Below are 19,440 nucleotides of genomic sequence, written 5' to 3' on the forward strand. Positions count from 1 at the left end.
TCCGGGGCGGAACTGCGGGCCCGCCCTAGGCGCCGGAGCCGAAGCGCGCGAGGCGGAAGGGGCCGAGGTCGTGGCCGGGCGCGCGGCCGTCGACGAGATCGGCGGTGACGCGGCCGATGCCCGGGCCGATTCCGAAGCCGTGGCCCGACAGGCCGGTCGCGATGGTGAGGCCCGGCAGCGCCGCGGCGTGGTCGATCACCGGCAGGACATCCGGCATCGTGTCGATCATGCCGGCCCAGGCGGCGGCGATCGGCGGCTTTCCGAGCCCGGGGAAGGCGGCGGCGAACCGGTCGCGCATCCGTTCGACCTGCGGCAGGTCGGGGGCCGGGGCGAGGATGCGCATCCGCTCGAACGGGGTCTCCTCGTCAGCGGTCCAGCGGCGCGGCGTCCGCCAGGCATCGGGGAAGTGGCGCGGCGCGGCGGGCTTGAACCGCGTGCCGGCGATGTCCTTGCGGATCAGGGGCAGATAGGTCCGGAAATGCTGGAACGCATCCGGGCCGAGGTAGAAGTCGTGGGTGAGCCGCAGGGCAAGCGTGTAGCCTCCATCCTGCCGCCGCCGGAGCGCGAAGCGGCTGTCGGCCGCCGCGCCTGCGAAGATCTGCGGCAGGGGGGCGGTCGCTGCAACCGTCGCGCGGACCGAGAGCTGCGGCAGCCCAAGCCCGTGCGTCCGGGCGAAGAGCGCCGACCACGACCCGCCCGCGAGCACCACCCGCTCCGCCGCGACACGTCCCATCTCGGTCACCACGCCCGCGACGCGCCCCGCCGCGATGTCGAGCCCCCGTACCGCGCAGTTCTCGACGATCCGGACGCCGCGCGCCGCCGCCGCCTCGGCGAGCCGCGGCACCGCGATCCAGGGTTCCGCCTGCGCGTCCGAGGCGGTCCAGATCCCGCCGGTCCATCCCGCGTCGCCCGGTAGCATCGCCCTGACCTCGGAGCGCGACAGCACCCGCGTGTCGATGCCATGCGCCCGCGCATGCGCCGTCCAGGCTTCGTGCGCCGCCATGTCCCTCGCCCCGTTGGCGATGTAGAGAACGCCGGTCTGGCGAAAGCCGAGCGAGGCGCCCGCCTCGGCCTCGAGCCCTTTCCAGATCGACAGCGCCTCGATCATGATCGGCAGTTCGGCCGGGTCGCGGCCCTGCTGGCGCACCCAGCCCCAGTTGCGGCTCGACTGTTCCCCGGCGATCCGGCCCTTCTCGCAAAGGACGACCCGGACACCGCGGCGGGCGAGGTACCATGCCGTCATCACGCCGATCACGCCGCCGCCGATCACCACGACGTCGGCGGCCTTCGGCGGCGGGCCGGGGAAGCGGACCGGGCTCGCGACGGAGATCGGAAACGCCACTCTGGAACCTGCCTCCGCCCCGGGCGTGCTCAGTGCATCTTCTGGCGGATCCGCCGGATCATCAGCCAGACGGCGAGCAGCATCGGCGGCACCAGTGCCGCGGTCAACAGGCTTTTCTTCCAGCCCATCGCATCGGCGAGGGGCTGTAGGAAATAGCTGCCGAGGCTCACCGCGTAATAGGAGATCGCGACGACCGAGAGCCCCTCGACCGTGTGCTGGAGCCTGAGCGCGAGGTCGGCGCGGCGGTCCATGCTCTCCAGGAGCTTCTGGTTCTGGCCCGAGCGTTCGACGTCGACGCGGGTCTGCAAGAGTTCGCCGGCGCGTTCGGCCCGCTCGGCCATTTGCTCAAGCCGCCGCTCGGCCGATTTCACCGTCCGCATCGCCGGATCGTAGCGGCGGGTCATGAACTCGGCGAAGGTCTGGCGGCCGTTGAACCGCGTTTCGCGCAGGACCTGCACCCGCTGGGTGACGAGCGCCTCGTAGGCACCGGTCGCACCGAAGCGGAAGGCATGGCGCACGGCCTGTGCCTCAAGCTCGGCGGAGATCGCCAGAAGCTCGTGCAGCGTGTCCTCGGCGTCGCGGCCCTTGTCGGACATCGTCGCGACCAGCTCCGACAGCTTCGGGTCGAGCGCGTTGAGCCGGCCATTGAGCTCACGCGCCCGGCCGAGGCCGAGCATCGACATCGCCCGGTAGGTCTCGATCTCGCAAAGCCTTTGGACGATGCGGCCGATGCGGCGGGCGCCGGTGCCCGGCCGGGGAAAGATCGCGAAGCGCATGAAGCCCGCGGGGTCGATCTGGAAGTCGCCGGCGATGATCGCCGTCTCGTCCAGCACCCAGGAACAGGCGAGACTTTCGGGGACGAACCACTCCTCGAGCCGCGTCTTGACGGTCTCGAGGTCGTCGGGCAGCGGCTCCACCCGGATCAGGATCGCGGCGACGCGCCTGCCGGGCGCCCGCGCGGCCCAGTCGGCGGGGAAGACCTCGGCCTCGGCCGGGTTGAAGGCGCGGTCACCGACGCCCCTGCCGAAGGCAGAATAGGTCACGAACTCGGTATGGCTTTCCCATTTCAGGTCGTGCCGTCCGATCCGCGCGGCGTGGTGGGTTGCGCCGTCGGGCGGATGCGCGGCGCCATGCCGGTCGAGGAGCGACAGGAGATGACCGCGGTCCTCGGCCCGGTCGCGGTTATGGGCGTCGACCGGCTGCTTCACCGCGAAATAGACGGCGTGGCAGGGCAGGTCGAGCGACGGGAAGGGCCGCGCGTGGAGTTCGTTCACAAGCGCGTAGCGCAGGGGATGGTCGTCGATCATGGGTTGCGTCTCCGTGCCGGACCATAGCGCCCGCCAGGGCATTTGCGGGGGGAAAGCGTGCCGGTGACAGGCACACCGAGGTATACTTGCTTTTGAGCAACGCTTTAGCGGTATCGCGGCGCGATGAGAAGGGCCGCGAGCGCCGCCGCGGCGGCGGCCGCGAAGGTGGCGCCCGGCCCCGACAGCGCCCAGAGCGCACCGGCGAGGGCGTTGGCGCCGAGCGTGGCAACGCCGCTCATCAGGTTGAACGCGCCGAAGGCCGTGCCGCGCAGCTCCGACGGGGCGGCGCGGGCGATGGCGGCGGAGAGGAGGCCTTGGCTCAACCCCATATGGACGCCCCAGAACGCGATGCCCACGAAGGCGGACGCGAGCCCGCCCGTCGCGGCGAAGATCAGATGCGCGGCCGCGAGTGTCAGGATCGAGAGGCGCAGGAGCCCGCCCTGCCCCGCCCGGTCCGACAATGCGCCAGCCGGCCAGGCGACCACGCCGTAGACGAGGTTCATCAGGACGAAGACAGCGGGCGCCCAGGCTGGTGCGAGTCCGGCATCGGCAGATTTGAGGATCAGGAAGGCCTCTGATATTCGCGCAAAGGACAGGGCCGCGCCGAAGGCAGCGACGCGCCAGAAGGCCGGGCCGAGGGCGGCAAGGGTCCGGCGGTCGAGGCGCGGCGGCACCTTCCGCTCGCGGTCGTGTCGCGGCGGCTCGGAAACGCCGCGCCAGAGGACGAGAACCGCGACGGCGGCGGGCAGGACGGCCACGGCGAAGACGAGCCGGATATCGCCACCCGACAAAAGCATCAGCGCGATGGCCAGGAGCGGCCCGAGGAACGCCCCCGCCGTATCGAGCGACTGGCGCAGGCCATAGGCCGCGCCCCTCTGATCCTCGGGCACGAGGTCGGCGACCAGCGCGTCGCGCGGCGCGCCCCTGATGCCCTTGCCGATCCGGTCGGCCATGCGCGCGGCGAGCACCGTTCCCGCGCCACCCGCCACCGCGAAGACCGGCTTCGTCAACGCCGCGAGCCCGTAGCCCGCGATAAGGAGCGGCTTGCGCCGTCCGATCCGGTCCGACCAGGCGCCGGAGAAGACCTTGACGATCTGCGCTGTCGCCTCCCCCGCCCCCTCGATCAAGCCGACCGCGAGCGCCGTCGCGCCGAGCGTCCCGGTCAGGAAGAGCGGCAGGAGCGCATGGATCATCTCGGAGGAGACATCCATGAAGAGGCTGACGAAGCCGAGCGCGACGACGCCTTTCGGAAGGTTTCGGAACATGGCCCCCTCAAAGAAAAACCCCGGCCGCCTGGGCCGGGGTTTCGCTTCAGTCGAGCATCGGCAGGAGGCTGTCCACCGACTTCTTGGCGTCGCCGTAGAACATCCGCGTGTTGTCCTTGTAGAACAGGGGGTTCTCGATGCCGGAATAGCCGGTGCCCTGGCCGCGCTTGGAAACGAAGACCTGTTTCGCCTTCCAGACCTCGAGGACCGGCATCCCGGCGATGGGGGAGTTCGGGTCCTCCTGTGCGGCCGGGTTCACGATGTCGTTCGAGCCGATGACGATGGCGACGTCCGTCGAGGGGAAGTCGTCGTTGATCTCGTCCATCTCCAGCACGATGTCGTAGGGCACCTTGGCCTCGGCCAGGAGCACGTTCATGTGGCCCGGCAGGCGGCCCGCGACGGGGTGGATGCCGAAGCGCACCTCCTTGCCCTTGGCGCGGAGCTTGCGGGTCAGTTCCGCGACCGACTGCTGCGCCTGCGCCACCGCCATGCCGTAGCCCGGCACGATGATGACGGAGTCGGCGTCGTTCAGCGCCGCCGCCACGCCGTCGGCGTCGATGGCGATCTGTTCGCCCGCGATCTCCATCGCCGGACCGGCCGTGTTGCCGAAGCCGCCGAGGATGACGCTGATGAAGGACCGATTCATCGCCTTGCACATGATGTACGACAGGATCGCACCCGAGGAACCGACGAGCGCCCCGGTCACGATCAGGAGGTCATTCCCGAGCGAGAAGCCGATCGCCGCCGCGGCCCAGCCCGAGTAGCTGTTCAGCATCGACACGACGACCGGCATGTCCGCGCCGCCGATCCCCATGATCAGGTGGTAGCCGATGAAGAGGGCGGCGAGCGTCATCAGGAACAAGGGCAGGAACCCCCCGGTATTGAAATACCAGACGAGGCAGATCACCGAGAGCGCCGCGGCGCCCGCGTTCAGCATGTGCCCGCCCGGCAGCTTCTCGGCCTTCGAGGTCACCTTGCCCGCGAGCTTGCCGAAGGCGATGACCGAGCCGGTGAAGGTCACGGCCCCGATGAAGATGCCGAGGAACAGCTCGACCCTGAGGATAGACTGCTCGACCGGCGTCTTGTGGGCGAGGACGGCGGCGAAGCCTTCGAGCCCGTGACGGGCCTCCTCGCTCATCGCCAGCACGTTGCCGAGCTCGAAATGCGCGTTGAAGCCGACGAAGACGGCCGCGAGGCCGACCAGCGAGTGCATCGCCGCGACGAGTTGCGGCATCTCGGTCATCTGGACCTTGTTGGCGACGTAAGTGCCGATGATGCCGCCGCCCGCGATCAGCAGCACCGACAGGAGCCACAGCCCCGAGCCCGGCCCGATCAGTGTCGCGGCGACGGCGAGGCCCATGCCGACGATGCCGTACCAGACCGCGCGCTTGGCGCTTTCCTGCCCCGAAAGCCCGCCGAGCGACAGGATGAAGAGAACCGCCGCAACGACATAGGCGGCCGTGGTGAAACCGAATTCCATCTCTGCGGCCTCCTTCAGGATTTCTGGAACATGGCGAGCATGCGCCGGGTGACGAGGAAGCCGCCGAAGATGTTGATTCCGGCCATGAAGATCGAAAGCGCCGCGAGCACGATCACCAGGAACGAGCCCGATCCGATCTGCATCAGGGCGCCGAGGATGATGATCGACGAGATCGCGTTGGTGACCGCCATCAAGGGCGTGTGCAGCGAATGCGAGACGTTCCAGATCACCTGGAAGCCGACGAAGACGGCAAGCACGAAGACGATGAAGTGTTGCATGAAGCTCGCCGGAGCCACGAGGCCCACGCCCAGCAGAAGCGCGCCGCCGACGGTCAGAAGCGTGACCTGGCTGCGGGTCTGTTTCCTGAAGAGCGCGATTTCCTGCGCGCGCCGCTCCTCCGGCGTCAGTTCCTTTGCCTTCTCCTTCGGCTTCTGCGCCGCGATCGCCTGCACCTTCGGCGGCGGCGGCGGGAAGGTGATCTCGCCGCCATGGGTCACCGTGGCGCCGCGGATCACGTCATCTTCCATGTTGTGGTTGACGACACCGTCCTTGCCCGGCGTCAAGTCCGCCATCATGTGGCGGACGTTGTTGGCGTAAAGCGTCGAGGACTGCGTCGCCATGCGGCTTGGGAAGTCGGTGTAGCCGACGATGGTCACGCCATTGTCGGTGACGATCTTCTCGTCGGCCTTGGTCAGCTCGCAGTTGCCGCCACGCTCGGCGGCAAGGTCGACGATGACCGAGCCCGACTTCATCGCCTCGACCATGTCCTTCGTCCAGAGCACCGGCGCGTCGCGGCCGGGGATGAGCGCGGTGGTGATGACGATGTCCACCTCGGGCGCGAGCTCGCGGAACTTCTTCAACTGCGCTTCGCGGAACTCGGGGGAGGACGGGGCGGCATAGCCCCCCGTCGCGGCACCGTCGGTCTGGCTCTCGGCGAAGTCGAGATAGACGAACTCGGCACCCATCGATTCGATCTGTTCGGCCACTTCGGGGCGCACGTCGAAGGCATAGGTGATGGCACCGAGCGAGGTCGAGGTGCCGATCGCGGCGAGACCGGCGACGCCGGCGCCGACGACGAGCACCTTCGCGGGGGGCACCTTGCCCGCCGCCGTCACCTGGCCGGTGAAAAAGCGGCCGAAGTTGTTGCCCGCCTCGATCACCGCGCGGTAGCCGGCGATATTGGCCATCGAACTGAGCGCGTCCATCTTCTGCGCGCGGCTGATCCGCGGCACCATGTCCATCGCGACGACGGTGGCGCCCTGCTTGTTCGCGAGCTCCAGAAGTTCCTTGTTCTGCGCCGGATAGAAGAACGAGATCAGGGTCTGGCCCTTCGAGAGCCGCTTGGTCTCGGTTTCCGAGGGCGGCCGCACCTTGGCGACCACGTCGACTTCCTTGAAGAGCGCGGCCGCGGTCTTGACCACCGTCACGCCGGCCGCCTCGTAGGCCTTGTCCGAGAACCCGGCCGCCGCCCCGGCGCCGGTCTCGACGAAACACTCGTGCCCCAGCTTCTTCAGCAGTCCCGCCGAGTCGGGCGTCAGCGCCACCCGCGCCTCGCCCTCGAATATCTCCTTCGGTGCCCCGATCTTCACTGTCCATTCCCCTCCGCGATGGCGCCGATGCCCGTATTCGCCGCATCGTCGCGCGTTTCCGACGTTCGCCCTGCGTTAATAGCTTGCTGCGCCGCAGCGCGACAAGGGTGTTTCCGTTCTGTCAAAGCCACCGACGGGTCCGCTGACGGTAGGCTTCGAACTCTTCTCCGAAATGCTCCGCGAGCCGCTCCTCCTCGCCGCGGATGAAACGCAGGTCGATCACCCACATGAAGACGGCCACCAGCGGCAATGCGACAAGCGCATCCCAGGCGATGAACAGGCCGGCAAGAAGCAGGGCGTCACCGAGATAGATGGGATTTCGGCCGAGGCGGAACACGCCGCCCGTGACCAGCGCACCGGGATCCCGGCGCGGGATCACGGTCGTGCGCGCCAGCAGCATCTGCACCACCGCAACAAACATCAGCGTCACGCCGGCAATCACCAGCGCCGACCCGACATAGGCATTCGCCGCGGTCTCGACCGGAAATATCTTTCCGGCGATCCCTCCGAGCACCGCGAACCCGGCCAGCCAGACCGGCGGGAAATCGATATCCTTGGCCATCAACTGGCGTCCTGTCCCCAAACTTACCGGACCCTAGTTCCCGAAGCCCGTCGAGCGCAAGCCGCCGTCCCGAGAAAGGCGCGTTATCCGGAGGAGTTTGTGTCGCCTCCGCACCGGATACGATCGCGCTGGCGCCGTGGCACGAAGACTCGTACACAAGGAACAGACTTGCGAAGGAGACCGTCCGATGGCCGCCGATTTCGCCGCGACCCGCGCGATGTTCCAGCTTCCCGACGGCGTGATCTATCTCGACGGCAACTCGCTCGGCCCGCTGCCGCGCGGTGCGGCCGAGCGCGTGGCCGCCTGCATCACCGCGGAATGGGGCGGGATGCTGATCACCGCCTGGAACCGGGCAGGCTGGATCGACCTGCCGCGCCGGCTCGGCGACCGGATCGGACGGCTGATTGGGGCGGAACCGGGCACGGTCGTGTTGGGCGACACTTTGTCGATCAAGGTCTACCAGGCGCTCGCCTCGGCGCTGGAGCTGCGGCCGGGCCGCCGGGTAATCCTGTCGGACACCGGGAACTTCCCATCCGATCTGTACATGGCTGACGGGCTCGTCCGCACGCTCGGCCAGGGCTACGAGCTGCGCACGGTCGCGCCCGAGGCGGTCGAAGCGGCGATTACCCCCGATCTCGCCGTCCTGATGCTGACCGAGGTCGATTACCGCACCGGGCGCCGCCACGACATGGTGCGCCTGATCGCGAAGGCGCATGATGCCGGGGCGCTGGTGGTCTGGGACCTTGCCCATTCCGCCGGCGCGATCGAGGTCGACCTCGCCGGCGCGGCGGCCGATTTCGCCGTGGGTTGCACCTACAAGTATCTCAATTCCGGCCCCGGCGGCCCGGCCTTCATCTATGTCGCGCCACATCTCGCCGACCGGGTCCGGCCGGCGCTGTCGGGCTGGCTCGGGCATGAAGCCCCCTTCGCCTTCGATCTCGACTACCGCCCCGGCACGGGGATCGAGCGGATGCGCGTCGGCACCCCGCCGATCCTGCAGATGGCCGCCCTCGATGCCTCGCTGGACATCTGGGACCGGGTCGAGATGCCCGATGTGCGGGCCCGCTCAATCACGCTGTCCGAAGCGTTCATTCAGGGCGTCGAGGCCGCCTGCCCGACGCTGGAGCTCGCTTCGCCGCGCGATCCCGAGGCGCGCGGCAGCCAGGTGAGCTTTCGCCATCCCGAGGGCTACGCGATCATGCAGGCATTGATCGCCGCAGGTGTGATCGGCGATTTCCGCGCCCCGGACATTCTGCGCTTCGGCTTCACGCCGCTTTACACGACGATGGAGGAGGTCGAGGCGGCGGTCGGGATCCTCGCCGGGATCATGGCGACATCGGCCTGGGATCGCGCGGAGTTCCGGACCCGCGCGAAGGTGACATGAGGGCTTCCGGGCCTTTTCGGCCCGGACCGGGGCGGGGGGCTCCGCCCCCCGCGCCCCCCGGGGGTATTTACGCAATGAAGAAGGGAAAGGGCGGCACCTGCGGCCCGAGGAGGTGGAATGGCGGATCCCTATGACCCCGGCCGGGAAGGCGCCGAGATGTCCTTCGAGGGGCAGATGTCCTATGGCGATTATCTCGCGCTCGACGCTATCCTCTCCGCGCAGGCACCCCTGAGCGACGCGCATGACGAGATGCTGTTCATCGTCCAGCACCAGACCTCGGAGCTCTGGATGCGGCTGATGCTGCACGAACTTTCGGCGGCGCGGGCGCGCATCGCGGCGGACGATCTCGCGCCGGCATTCAAGATGCTCGCCCGCGTCGCGCGGATCATGGAGCAGCTGAACTCGGCCTGGGATGTGCTTCGAACCATGACGCCGTCGGACTACACGCGGTTCCGGACCGCGCTCGGGGCGTCCTCGGGATTCCAGTCCTGGCAGTACCGGCTGATCGAATATGCCGCCGGCAACCGCAACCCGGCGATGCTGAAGCCGCATGCGCACCGGCCCGACATCCTTGCGCGGCTCGAGGCCGAACTCGCGCGACCCTCGCTCTATGACGAGGCGTTGCGCGCCGCCGCCCGCGCCGGCTTGCCGGTGCCCGAAGAGGTGCTGACGCGCGATCTGAGGGCGCCCTGGACCGCGCATGACGGCGTCGAGGCCGTCTGGCGCATCGTCTACGACGATCCCGAGGCGCATTGGACGCTTTACGATCTGGCCGAGAAGCTCGTCGATTTCGAGGACTACTTCCGGCGCTGGCGGTTCAACCATGTGACCACGGTGGAACGGGTGATCGGATTGAAGCGTGGCACCGGCGGCACCGGCGGCGTGAGCTACCTGCGCCGGATGCTGGAGGTCGAGCTGTTCCCCGAGCTCTGGCACCTGCGCACCGGGCTCTGAGCCGGGGCGCGGGCGCGGTGAGCGGCCTTCATCGCCGGAACGATGCGCCCGCAGGCGCGACATTTGCCGTGGCACCCGACAGGAGACCCGCGACGCGGGGGTCGAGGCTCGGCGAGCCCTTGTCGTAGAGCCCGACCTGCCGCATCGCCGCCCTGAGGTCGATATTGCTGCCGAGGAAGCGCCAGACGATCGGCGCGCTGAAGGGCGCGCGGTTGCGGCTGGTGATGCCGAAGGTGGCGCCGCGCAGGTAGGTCTGCTGGCCGCGCCCCACGGGGTAGAGCACCGTCTCGACCAAAGCGTCCCGCGCGAGGCTCTGGAATTCCATCACGAAGATCCGGTTGCCGAGCATCGCCACCCGGCCGTGGTACTTGGACAGGTAGAGCGTGCCGTCATCCGGGTCGACCGAGCGCTCCACCGACTTGCAGTGCACCATGCCGTCGCGCTCGTCGATCCGCACCAGCGCGCAGATGATCGCGTTGTTCCAGCTCTCGGTCGGAAAGTAGCTGAGGTAGTAGCCGAGGTAGCGGCGCAGCGGGATCGTCTGGCCCTCGAAAGCGCTGTCGAAGCCGCGAGTGCCGGGATGCGGCCGCACCATGCCCTGCAGGCGCGGCGCCACCGTCGGATGGGTCTCGAACTCTTCCGGCGGCAGCAGGAGTTCGGCCGGGCGGACGCCGAAATGCAGGGCGATCCGGCGCAGGTTCGCCGCCGACGGGGTCGAGGCGCCGCTGAGGTACTTGTTGAACTGCTGGCGGTTGATCCCGATCTGCCGGCAGGTCGCCGAGATCGACGAATCGGTCGAGCAGAGAAGCCGCAGATTCGTTGCGATAGCAGTGTCTTCCAAGCGCGGTCCTTGCGTCTGGGGCCAGACAGGCGGTTTCATCGCCAATCTATTTCGCGACCTGACGCGAATACAGCGCAAATTCGCGTCAGGTCGCTGCCGGCGGCGAAATTGTTCGCCTGTCGCTTCCGCGCTTTCCTGAGAGCGAACCGCCGCATCCCGGCGCGTCACACAGCAGGGAGAACATCATGACTTCGCAGAACATCACCTGGAGCCGTGTCGGCCTGCCGCGCCGCGCGTTCCTCAAGGGGGCAACGGCGCTCGGGCTGGCGTCGGTCGCCGGTCTTTCGCTGCCGCGCGGCGCGCGGGCCGAGGGCGGCACGCTGAAGACCCGGACCTATGCCGACATCCGCTCGATGGACCCGGCCTTCAGCCAGGGCGTGGTGGACGAGGAGATCCACGCCGCGATCTACAACAAGCTGATACAGTACAAGCCGGGCCGCGAATGGGGCTGGCAGCTCGACGCCGCGGCGATGGTCGAGCAGGCCGACGACACCCATATCAACTTCGCGCTCCGCGACGATATCGGCTTCACGGGCGGCTTCGGCGCGATGACCGCCGAGGACGTGAAGTTCTCGTTCGAGCGGATCATCGACGACGCGCTCGAATCCACCAACAAGCCCGACTGGGGGCCCCTTGACCATGTCGAGGTGACCGGCGAGCGCACCGGCACGATCGTCCTGAAGAACGCCTTCCAGCCGCTGTGGAACATCACCCTGCCCTACATCGCCGGCAACATCGTCTCGAAGGCCGCCTTCGAGCAGGCAGGTGGCAAGATCGACACCCAGCCGGTGGCGACTTCGGGCCCCTACCTGCATGCCGGCTGGGAGCCGAAGCAGAAGACCACGCTGAAGCGCAACCCCGACTGGAAGGGCGAGGCGCCCGCCTACGACGAGATCCAGATCTTCCACATCGACGACGAGAAGGCCGCCGAGATCGCCTTCGAGGCCGGCGAGATCGACTTCACGCGCGTCAGCCTCGACTCGGTGGAGCGGCTGAAATCCGCGCCGATCGAGGGGGCGACGCTAGATGAATACCCCTCGCTCTACTACGCCTGGGTTGGCATGAACCTCGACAATCCGAAGCTTGCCAACATCAAGCTCCGGCAGGCGATCCAGTACGCGATCGACGTGCCCTCGATCATGGCGGGCGCCTATTTCGGCGCGGCCGAGCCCTCGACCGGGATCATCGCGCCGGGCCTCGCTGGCCACCGCGAGGCTTCCATGACCGGCGCGGCTGCCGATCTCGAAAAGGCGCAGGCGCTGATGGCGGAATCGGGCGAGACCAATGTTTCGCTGACCATGGACATCCTCAACAAGTCGGCCAATGTCACCGCGGCGCAGATCATCCAGGCGAACCTCGCCGCGATCGGCATCACGCTGGAAATCAAGCTCAACGAGGGTGCCACCTTCTGGGAGCTCGGCTCGAACGAGGGGCTGGAGCTGGTGCTGAACCGCTTCTCGATGACGCCGGATCCCTATTACGCGACCTCGTGGTTCATCGCCGAACAGGCCGGCATCTGGAACTGGGAGCGCTTCAGGAACGAGGAGTTCGACCAGCTTCACATCGCCGCCCAGTCCGAGGCCGATCAGGCGAAGCGCGCGGAGATGTATGTCCGGATGCAGAACCTGATGGAGGAAAGCGGCGCCTACAAGTTCATAACCCATGAATCGACGCCGGTGATCTACCGCAACACCGTCGCGCCGGCGCTCCGGCCGGACGGCCTGCCGCTCTATCGCTACTTCGGCGCGGCCTAACCAGCTCCCTGCGGACGGAGGGGGCGCGGGTCCGCCCGTGCCCCCTTCACCTTCAGGCGGTCGACAGCGTTCGGGGAGGAACCATGCTGACCTATATTCTGCGCCGGTTGGGACTGGCGGCGCTCATCACCATCCTTGCGGTGACGCTCCTGTTCCTGATCATCCACATGATTCCGGGCGATCCGGTCTCGACCATGCTGGGGCCGAAGGCCTCGCCGGAGCTGCGCGCCGCGCTCGAGGCGCGGATGGGCCTCGACAAGCCCTTGCCGGTGCAGATCGGCCTCTTCTTCGCCAACATGCTGCGGGGCGATCTCGGCATGGATGTGTTCACCAACCGTCCGGTGACCACGATCGTGCTCGGGCAGATCCCCTACACGCTGGTGCTGATCCTGTTCTCGATCCTCTGGTCGGCCGTGCTCGGCATCGCGCTCGGCTGTTACTCGGCGGTCAACCGCAACTCGCTCGGCGACCGGCTCGCCGGCGTACTGTCGGTCTCGGTCATCGCGGTTCCGGCCTTCGTCGTCTCGCTCTACTCGCTTCTGATCTTCGCGGTGAAGCTGCAATGGTTCCCTGCGATCGGCGCGGGCGAGCCGGGCGCCTGGGGCGACCAGTTTCACCACCTGATCCTGCCGAGCCTCGCGATCGGGCTCTCCTGGGTCGGCTACATCGCCCGGCTCGTCCGCGCCTCGATGCTCGAGGTCATGGGCGAGGGCCATGTCCGCACTGCCCGCGCCTTCGGCCTGCCGGAACGCTGGATCACCTACCGCTACGCACTCCGGCTCGCGATCCTGCCCACCGTCACCGTGATCGGCGTCGGCATGGGCTTCCTCCTCTCGGCCGCCGTCTTCACCGAGATCGTCTTTTCGCGCCCCGGCCTCGGCAAGCTGGTGATCGATAGCATCACCACCCGCAACTACCCGGTCGTGATGGGCTCGGTGCTGTTCTCGACGCTGATCTTCGTCGCCTCCACGACGCTCGCCGACATCATCAACGCCATCCTCGACCCGCGCATCCGGGCCGGCAAGTGAGGGGGAGAGAATGACCGATACCGCAATCGTGCTGCCCAGGGCCCGTTCCGAACTGGGCGAGATCCTCTACCACCTCGTCCGCGATCCCCTGGGCCTCGCCGGCCTGATCATCGTCGTGGCGATCGTCGGCTCGGCGCTCCTCGCGCCCTGGATCGCGCCCTACGACCCGGTGGCGATGAACATTCCCGACCGGCTGCAGGGGCCGAACGCCGCCCATCTCCTCGGCACCGACCAGATCGGCCGAGACACCTTCTCCCGCGTGATCTGGGGCGGCCGCGTGGCCCTGAAGGTGGCGCTGCCGACGATCGCCGGGGCGATCGTCTTCGGGCTCCTGCTCGGCATGATCGCGGGCTACGGGCCGAAATGGCTCGACAGCCTCATCGTGCTTCTCTTCGACACCCTGCGCTCCTTCCCGACGGTGATGTTCGCGCTCGCCGTCGTCGCGCTGGTGGGGCCGAGCCTCAACACCGTCATCTTCGTCATCATGGTCACCTCGATCCCGACCTATGGACGGGTCGTGCGCACGCTGACCCAGTCGATCAAGCAGTCCGAGTTCATCACCGCCGAACGCTCGCTCGGCGCGAAAGTGCCGCGGATCATGGGCATCCACATCCTGCCGAACGTCCTCGGCCCGCTCGCGGTGCTCGCCGCGATGGACATCCCGACCGTCGTCGGGCTCGAGGCCGGCCTCAGCTTCCTCGGCATGGGGGTTAAACCGCCCACGCCTTCCTGGGGCGTGCTTCTCTCGGACGGCTACGCGCTCATTCGCAACACGCCCTGGCTCATCATCGCGGGGGGCATCCCGCTCATCCTGACCACGCTCGGCTTTACCTTCCTCGGCGAGGCATTGCGCGACGTGGTCGATCCGAAACTGCGCGGCAAGGGGGGCAAGTGATGGCCGTTCTCGACATTCGCGACCTCTCGGTCAGCTACTCGACGCCACGCGGGAGCCTCAGGGCGCTCCGGAACGTCTCGATGACGGTGCCCGCGGGCAAGATCGTCGGCATCGTGGGCGAGTCCGGCTGCGGCAAGTCCACGCTGATCTCCTCGATCATCCGGCTGATGGCGCCGAACGCGCAGGTTGGCTCGGGCGAGGTGCGCTTCAAGGGGACGGACCTGCTGGCCCGGTCTGAGGCCGAGATGCGGGCGCTTCGCGGCACCGAGATCTCGATGGTCTTCCAGGACCCGATGCAGACGCACAACCCGGTCCTGACCGTCGGCCAGCAGATGGTCGACATCCAGTACCGCGACAAGAAACCCAAGGCCGAGAAGCTGAAACGGGCCGCCGAGATGCTGGCGCTCGTCGGCATCCCCGACCCCGAGGCGCGGCTCAACCAGTATCCGTTCGAGTTCTCGGGCGGGATGCGTCAGCGCATCGCGATCGCGATGGCGCTGATGGCCCGGCCGGCACTTCTTATCGCCGACGAGCCGACGACCGCGCTCGATGCCACGCTCGAAGTGCAGATCATCAAGCGGCTGAAGGAGTTGCAGGACGAGATCGGCTGCGGGGTTCTCTTCATCTCGCACCATCTCGGCGTGATCGCCGAGCTCTGCGACGAGGTCGTCGTGATGTACGCCGGGGAAGTGGTGGAAAGCGGCACCGTCCGCGACGTCTTCCACAATCCCGCCCATCCCTACACGGCCGCCCTTCTCGACTGCGATCCCGGCCACATCAAGGTGAAGACGCGGGTTCTGCCGACGATCCCGGGCAACATCCCAGACCTCGTCAACCTGCCCAAGGGCTGCATCTTCGCCGACCGCTGCGACAAGCGCCACAAGGCCTGCGACACGCGCCCCGCGCTGTGGACCGCGCGCGCGGGCCACCAGGCCGCCTGCCACCTGATTGCCGAGAAGGAAACCGCATGAGCGCGCTGCTGCAGATCCGCGACGTCTTCGTCCGCTTCCACCTCCGCGGCGGCATCTTTTCCTCCGCCGGAACGATCGACGCCGTCTCCGGCGTCAGCCTCGATGTCGAGGAGGGCAAGACCTACGGCATCGTCGGCGAGAGCGGCTCGGGCAAGACCACGCTCGCCCGCGCCGTCGCGGGGCTCCACCACGCCTCCGAAGGCTCGATCATTTATCGCGGACAGGAACTCGTGAACCTGCCCGAGGCGGAGTTCCGCAAGCTCCGGCGCGAGATCGTGATGATGTTCCAGGATCCGATCGGCTCGCTCTCGCCCCGTCTCACCATCAAGTCGCTGATCACCGAGCCGTTCCGCATCCAGGGTATGAAGGATCGCGACCTCGACGCCGAGGCGCGGCGGCTCCTGACCATGGTCGGCCTGCCGCCGGAATTCGCGTCGCGCTATCCTTACCAGATCTCCGGCGGTCAGGCGCGTCGGGTGGGCGTGGCGCGGGCGCTGGCACTCAACCCGAAGCTCCTGATCGCCGACGAGCCGACGGCCGGTCTCGACGTCTCGATCCAGGGCGAGATGCTGAACCTCCTTGCCCGCCTTCAAGACGAGCTCGGCCTGGCGATCATGATCATCACCCACAACCTTAACGTCGTGCGCCATATCACTGACAAGGTTGGCATAATGTATCTAGGTAAGCTGGTGGAGGAAGGCGCGACCGAGGAGGTTTTCGTCCGCCCGCAGCACCCCTACACGCTGGCCCTCCTGGCAGCCAACCCCGAGCCCGACCCCGACGCGCAGCTGATGCGGGTGGAGCTTCAGGGCGAGCCGCCGTCGATCCTGCGGCGGCCGAAGGGCTGCGAGTTCCACACCCGCTGCCCCTTCGTCCAGGCCCGCTGTTCGCGCGACGTGCCCGCCTGGACCACCCATGCCAGCGGCGCGCATCGTTGCCATTTCCCGGAAATCTGGACGCGCGAGGTTCAGGCCGCATCATGAGTGCCACGATCTTCACTGGCGGCCCGATCCTGACGATGGATGCGGCCAACTCCACCCCCGAAGCAGTGGGCATCGCGGGTGAGCGCATCGTCGCGGTCGGGCCGCTGCCCGACGTCCGGGTCGCGCTGCCGGGCGCGCGGGAAATCGACCTTGCCGGACGGACGCTGATCCCGGCCTTCATCGACCCGCACGGGCATTTCCCGGATTCGGCCTTCGTGACACTCCTGCGCGCCGATCTCGCCTCGCCGCCGCGGGGGGGGTGCCGCACGCTCGCCGACATATTCGCGCGGCTCCGCGCCAAGGCCGCCGAGACACCGAAGGGCGACTGGGTCATGGGCGCGGCGCTCGACGAGACCCTTCTGACCGAGGGCCGGATGCCGACCCGCGACGAGCTCGACGCGGTGTCTTCCGATCATCCGATCTGGGTGATCCACACCTCGGGTCATTGCGGCGTGGCGAATTCCCTCGCACTCGCCCGCCACGGCGTGGGCGAGGATACGCCCGACCCCGCCGGGGGGCGCTACCTGCGCGATGCCGGCGGCCGACTCACGGGCGGGATCGAGGGGCTGTCGGCCATGGGCGAGATGGGCGACACGCATTTCCTGATCGACGCCAGCAACTTCCGCCGCTGCTTCGACGTCGCGCGCGAAGAATACATCTCCCACGGCGTGACGCTGGCGCAGAATTCCTGGACCGCGCAGCCGCTTCTGGAACTTTTCGCCGAGGTCGCGGCGGCGGGCGATCCGGGCATCGACCTCGTCCTCCTGCCCATTGCCGAGATCGAGCCCGACTTCTCGACCAAGGGGCTCGGAACCCGCTGGCCGGAGCAGGCGCATGTCACGCTCGGGCCGCGCAAGCTCCTGACCGACGGCTCGTTCCTGATGCGCACCGCCTGGCTCACCGAGCCCTACCATACCGGCGCCCCCGGCAAGGCCCCCGATACTGGCCTGCCCTACATGGACCGCGAGACGCTCTTCGCTGAGGTCCGGAAGCTCCACGACCTCGGCTTCCAGATCCACACCCATTGCAACGGCGATGCCGCCTCCGACTTGTTCCTCGATGCCGTCGAGGCGGCAACCGCGGCCAATCCGCGCCCCGATCACCGCCACACCATCATCCATGGACAGGTGATGCGTCAGGACCAGCTCGCGCGCTGCGCAGCACTCGGCGTCACGATCAGCTTCTTTCCCGCCCATGTCTGGTTCTGGGGCGACAAGCACCACGACGAGTTGCTGGGCCCCGAGCGGGCCGCGAACATCTCGCCGGCCGCCTGGGCCGAGGCGGCCGGCGTCCGTTTCACCATCCACAACGACGCCTCGGTGACCCCGACCCGGCCACTGCAGCTGATCCATACGGTCGTGAACCGGCGCACCCAGAGCGGTCGGCTGCTTGGTGATCACCAGCGCGTTTCCGCCCTGAGCGCGCTCCGCGCCCACACGATCGACGCCGCCTGGCAGGTGTTCCAGGAAGCCGAACGCGGCTCGATCGAGACGGGCAAGCTCGCAGATCTGGCCGTGCTCGACGCGAATCCGCTCGCGAAGCCTGAAAACATCGAAAATGTTCAATTAGTGCAAACTTGGCGGCGCGGATTGCCGATTTTCGCGGCTGAAATAGGAGAAATAAACACCACGAAACGCATCGGAGCCGGCGCATGAGCTACGCGATCTACATCGGCCGCAACCACAGCCGGACCAGTCACGCCTGGCTTGGCGGCTACGGCGACGAACCTTCCTCACACTGGCTCGAGATCGTCCCTGCGGCCGACCATCCCGCCGGCGCGACGATCGGGGTCGGCGTCGGGGCCGAGGCCGACATGCCGGGCGTCCGCAGCTCGATCCCGCAGGTCGGCCATACGCTCCGGCACATGCGGGTCAGCTATTCCTATTACAAGGGCGTGCCGGCACCGATCACCAATGGTGGCGTCAACGAGAAGGGCGTCGCGGTGCGCGACGTCTGGTCGACCTCGCGCGACGAGCTGATCGCGATGACGCCCGTGGACCAGACCGGGCCGAACTACAGCGACCTCGCGCGGGTCGCGCTCGAGCGCGCGGGTACGGCGCGCGCGGCGGTCGAGATCTGCGGCGCGCTGATCGCGGAACATGGCGAAAGCACCTATGGCGGCAACTCCCACCTCTTCGCAGATGCGGACGAGGCCTGGGTGATGATCCAGTTCGCCGGCGGCAAGGGGCTCTGGGTCGCCGAACGACTGGGCCCGGATGCGATCCGCGCCTCGCGCCCCGGCTATGTGCTAGAGGTGCCGGTCGATACGCCCGATCACCCCGATTTCCTCTGGTCGCCCAATTTCGTCAGCTTCGCGCGCGAGATGGGCTGGTATGCCGGTGGCCCCTTCGACGCCAACACGGTCTACGGCGACGGCAAGGGCCGCTGGGACGGCGTCTGCTGGATCGAGGCCGAGATGGCCGAGCGCGCGGCGCGGGCCGGAAAGATCGGGATCGAGGACGTGATCTGGGCGGTGCGAACCGAACGGCTCACCGGCGACACGGCAGGCTACGGCCAGGTCGTGCCGCTCGTGACACCAGCCGATCCGGATCTCTACATGATGTGGCACGCCCCGACCGGCGCGATCGCGGCGCCCTTCGCGCCGGTCTTCCTCGGTCAGCGCGACGTGCCGGCGGAGTTCGGCCCCCACCGCTACCTGACGACGGGCGAGTCGCACCGGTTCATGGACCTGCGCAAGGCCGTGAGCGGCGGAGTCGACACGGTCTCGCTGGTGCCGCAGGCGGCCGAGGCCACCCGCTCCGCGGTCGCGGAATCGAAACGCCTGATGTACCTGCTGCACCTCCTCGGAGAGGACGCGCTTGCGCGCGCGACGCGGGCCTTTGCCGCGCGCGAGGCGGCGCTCGCCGGCCGGACCGAACGGCTGCAGCGCGTGGTCGAAGCCGCGCTCGCGGCGGGTCTGCGCGAGGATGCGCTTGGGCTGCTCGGCGAGTTCAGCGCGAGCGAATTCCGGGCCGGGCTCGACATGGTGATGGCGCTTGCCGGCGGGTTCGCTGCGGAACTGTCGGCGCTCGGTCCGGTCGAGGCGCGCCAAGAGCCGGTCGCGTTCCTTCAGCTCTGGTGACCG

16 protein-coding genes are annotated in these 19,440 nt (G+C 68.1%); 9 read left to right on the plus strand and 7 right to left on the minus strand.

Going from position 1 to position 19,440, the window contains the following annotated elements; all coding sequences use genetic code 11:
• Positions 1-25: 25 nt before the first annotated feature.
• From OEZ60_RS04005 to OEZ60_RS04030, 6 genes are all read right to left on the minus strand, one after another.
• Complete coding sequence (locus OEZ60_RS04005) at positions 26-1,342, minus strand: NAD(P)/FAD-dependent oxidoreductase (protein WP_263333447.1); 1,317 nt, start codon at positions 1,340-1,342, stop codon at positions 26-28.
• 29 nt (positions 1,343-1,371) lie between these two features.
• Positions 1,372-2,649 carry a DUF3422 family protein gene (locus tag OEZ60_RS04010; RefSeq protein ID WP_263333449.1) on the minus strand — a complete coding sequence of 426 codons (1,278 nt, stop codon included), beginning with the start codon at positions 2,647-2,649 and terminating at the stop codon, positions 1,372-1,374.
• A gap of 104 nt (positions 2,650-2,753) precedes the next feature.
• A complete protein-coding gene (locus OEZ60_RS04015; protein WP_263333451.1) occupies positions 2,754-3,914 on the minus strand; it encodes an MFS transporter in 1,161 nt (386 codons plus the stop codon).
• Positions 3,915-3,960: 46 nt separating this feature from the next.
• Positions 3,961-5,394, minus strand: coding sequence for an NAD(P)(+) transhydrogenase (Re/Si-specific) subunit beta (locus OEZ60_RS04020; protein WP_263333452.1), 1,434 nt, complete (start codon positions 5,392-5,394; stop codon positions 3,961-3,963).
• A gap of 14 nt (positions 5,395-5,408) precedes the next feature.
• The gene (locus tag OEZ60_RS04025) at positions 5,409-6,983 is read right to left on the minus strand and encodes a Re/Si-specific NAD(P)(+) transhydrogenase subunit alpha (protein WP_263333455.1); all 1,575 of its coding nucleotides are present in this window, start codon (positions 6,981-6,983) and stop codon (positions 5,409-5,411) included.
• 121 nt (positions 6,984-7,104) lie between these two features.
• On the minus strand, positions 7,105-7,545 hold the full coding sequence (locus OEZ60_RS04030) for a methyltransferase family protein (RefSeq protein ID WP_263333457.1): 441 nt from the start codon (positions 7,543-7,545) through the stop codon (positions 7,105-7,107).
• 187 nt (positions 7,546-7,732) lie between these two features.
• Here OEZ60_RS04030 and kynU point away from each other — a divergent pair, with 187 nt between their 5' ends.
• Both kynU and kynA read left to right on the plus strand, forming a co-directional pair.
• Positions 7,733-8,929 (plus strand): kynureninase, encoded by a 1,197-nt coding sequence (gene kynU, locus OEZ60_RS04035; RefSeq protein WP_263333459.1) that lies wholly within the window; start codon positions 7,733-7,735, stop codon positions 8,927-8,929.
• A gap of 117 nt (positions 8,930-9,046) precedes the next feature.
• Positions 9,047-9,883 carry a tryptophan 2,3-dioxygenase gene (gene kynA / locus OEZ60_RS04040; RefSeq protein ID WP_263333460.1) on the plus strand — a complete coding sequence of 279 codons (837 nt, stop codon included), beginning with the start codon at positions 9,047-9,049 and terminating at the stop codon, positions 9,881-9,883.
• Positions 9,884-9,911: 28 nt separating this feature from the next.
• Here kynA and OEZ60_RS04045 read toward each other — a convergent pair whose 3' ends face one another.
• Positions 9,912-10,724, minus strand: coding sequence for a helix-turn-helix domain-containing protein (locus OEZ60_RS04045; RefSeq protein WP_263333462.1), 813 nt, complete (start codon positions 10,722-10,724; stop codon positions 9,912-9,914).
• Between the two features lie 185 nt (positions 10,725-10,909).
• Between OEZ60_RS04045 and OEZ60_RS04050 the strand changes: the two genes are divergently transcribed.
• The 7 genes from OEZ60_RS04050 (at position 10,910) to OEZ60_RS04080 (ending at position 19,437) form a co-directional block, all read left to right on the plus strand.
• Entirely contained in the window at positions 10,910-12,478 is a 1,569-nt protein-coding gene (locus OEZ60_RS04050) for an ABC transporter substrate-binding protein (protein ID WP_263333464.1), read from the plus strand.
• 83 nt (positions 12,479-12,561) lie between these two features.
• A complete protein-coding gene (locus OEZ60_RS04055; RefSeq protein ID WP_263333466.1) occupies positions 12,562-13,506 on the plus strand; it encodes an ABC transporter permease in 945 nt (314 codons plus the stop codon).
• Positions 13,507-13,516: 10 nt separating this feature from the next.
• The gene (locus tag OEZ60_RS04060; protein WP_263333468.1) at positions 13,517-14,401 is read left to right on the plus strand and encodes an ABC transporter permease; all 885 of its coding nucleotides are present in this window, start codon (positions 13,517-13,519) and stop codon (positions 14,399-14,401) included.
• Entirely contained in the window at positions 14,401-15,372 is a 972-nt protein-coding gene (locus OEZ60_RS04065) for an ABC transporter ATP-binding protein (protein ID WP_263333470.1), read from the plus strand. The genes OEZ60_RS04060 and OEZ60_RS04065 overlap by 1 nt, the downstream gene beginning before the upstream one ends.
• Positions 15,369-16,355 carry an ABC transporter ATP-binding protein gene (locus OEZ60_RS04070; RefSeq protein ID WP_263333472.1) on the plus strand — a complete coding sequence of 329 codons (987 nt, stop codon included), beginning with the start codon at positions 15,369-15,371 and terminating at the stop codon, positions 16,353-16,355. The genes OEZ60_RS04065 and OEZ60_RS04070 overlap by 4 nt, the downstream gene beginning before the upstream one ends.
• On the plus strand, positions 16,352-18,010 hold the full coding sequence (locus tag OEZ60_RS04075; RefSeq protein WP_263333474.1) for an amidohydrolase: 1,659 nt from the start codon (positions 16,352-16,354) through the stop codon (positions 18,008-18,010). Before OEZ60_RS04070 ends, OEZ60_RS04075 begins: the two co-directional genes overlap by 4 nt.
• On the plus strand, positions 18,007-19,437 hold the full coding sequence (locus OEZ60_RS04080; RefSeq protein ID WP_263333476.1) for a C69 family dipeptidase: 1,431 nt from the start codon (positions 18,007-18,009) through the stop codon (positions 19,435-19,437). The genes OEZ60_RS04075 and OEZ60_RS04080 overlap by 4 nt, the downstream gene beginning before the upstream one ends.
• The last annotated feature ends 3 nt before the right edge of the window (positions 19,438-19,440 follow it).

It is taken from the genome of Albidovulum salinarum, from assembly GCF_025673475.1.
Lineage (GTDB): Bacteria > Pseudomonadota > Alphaproteobacteria > Rhodobacterales > Rhodobacteraceae > Albidovulum > Albidovulum salinarum.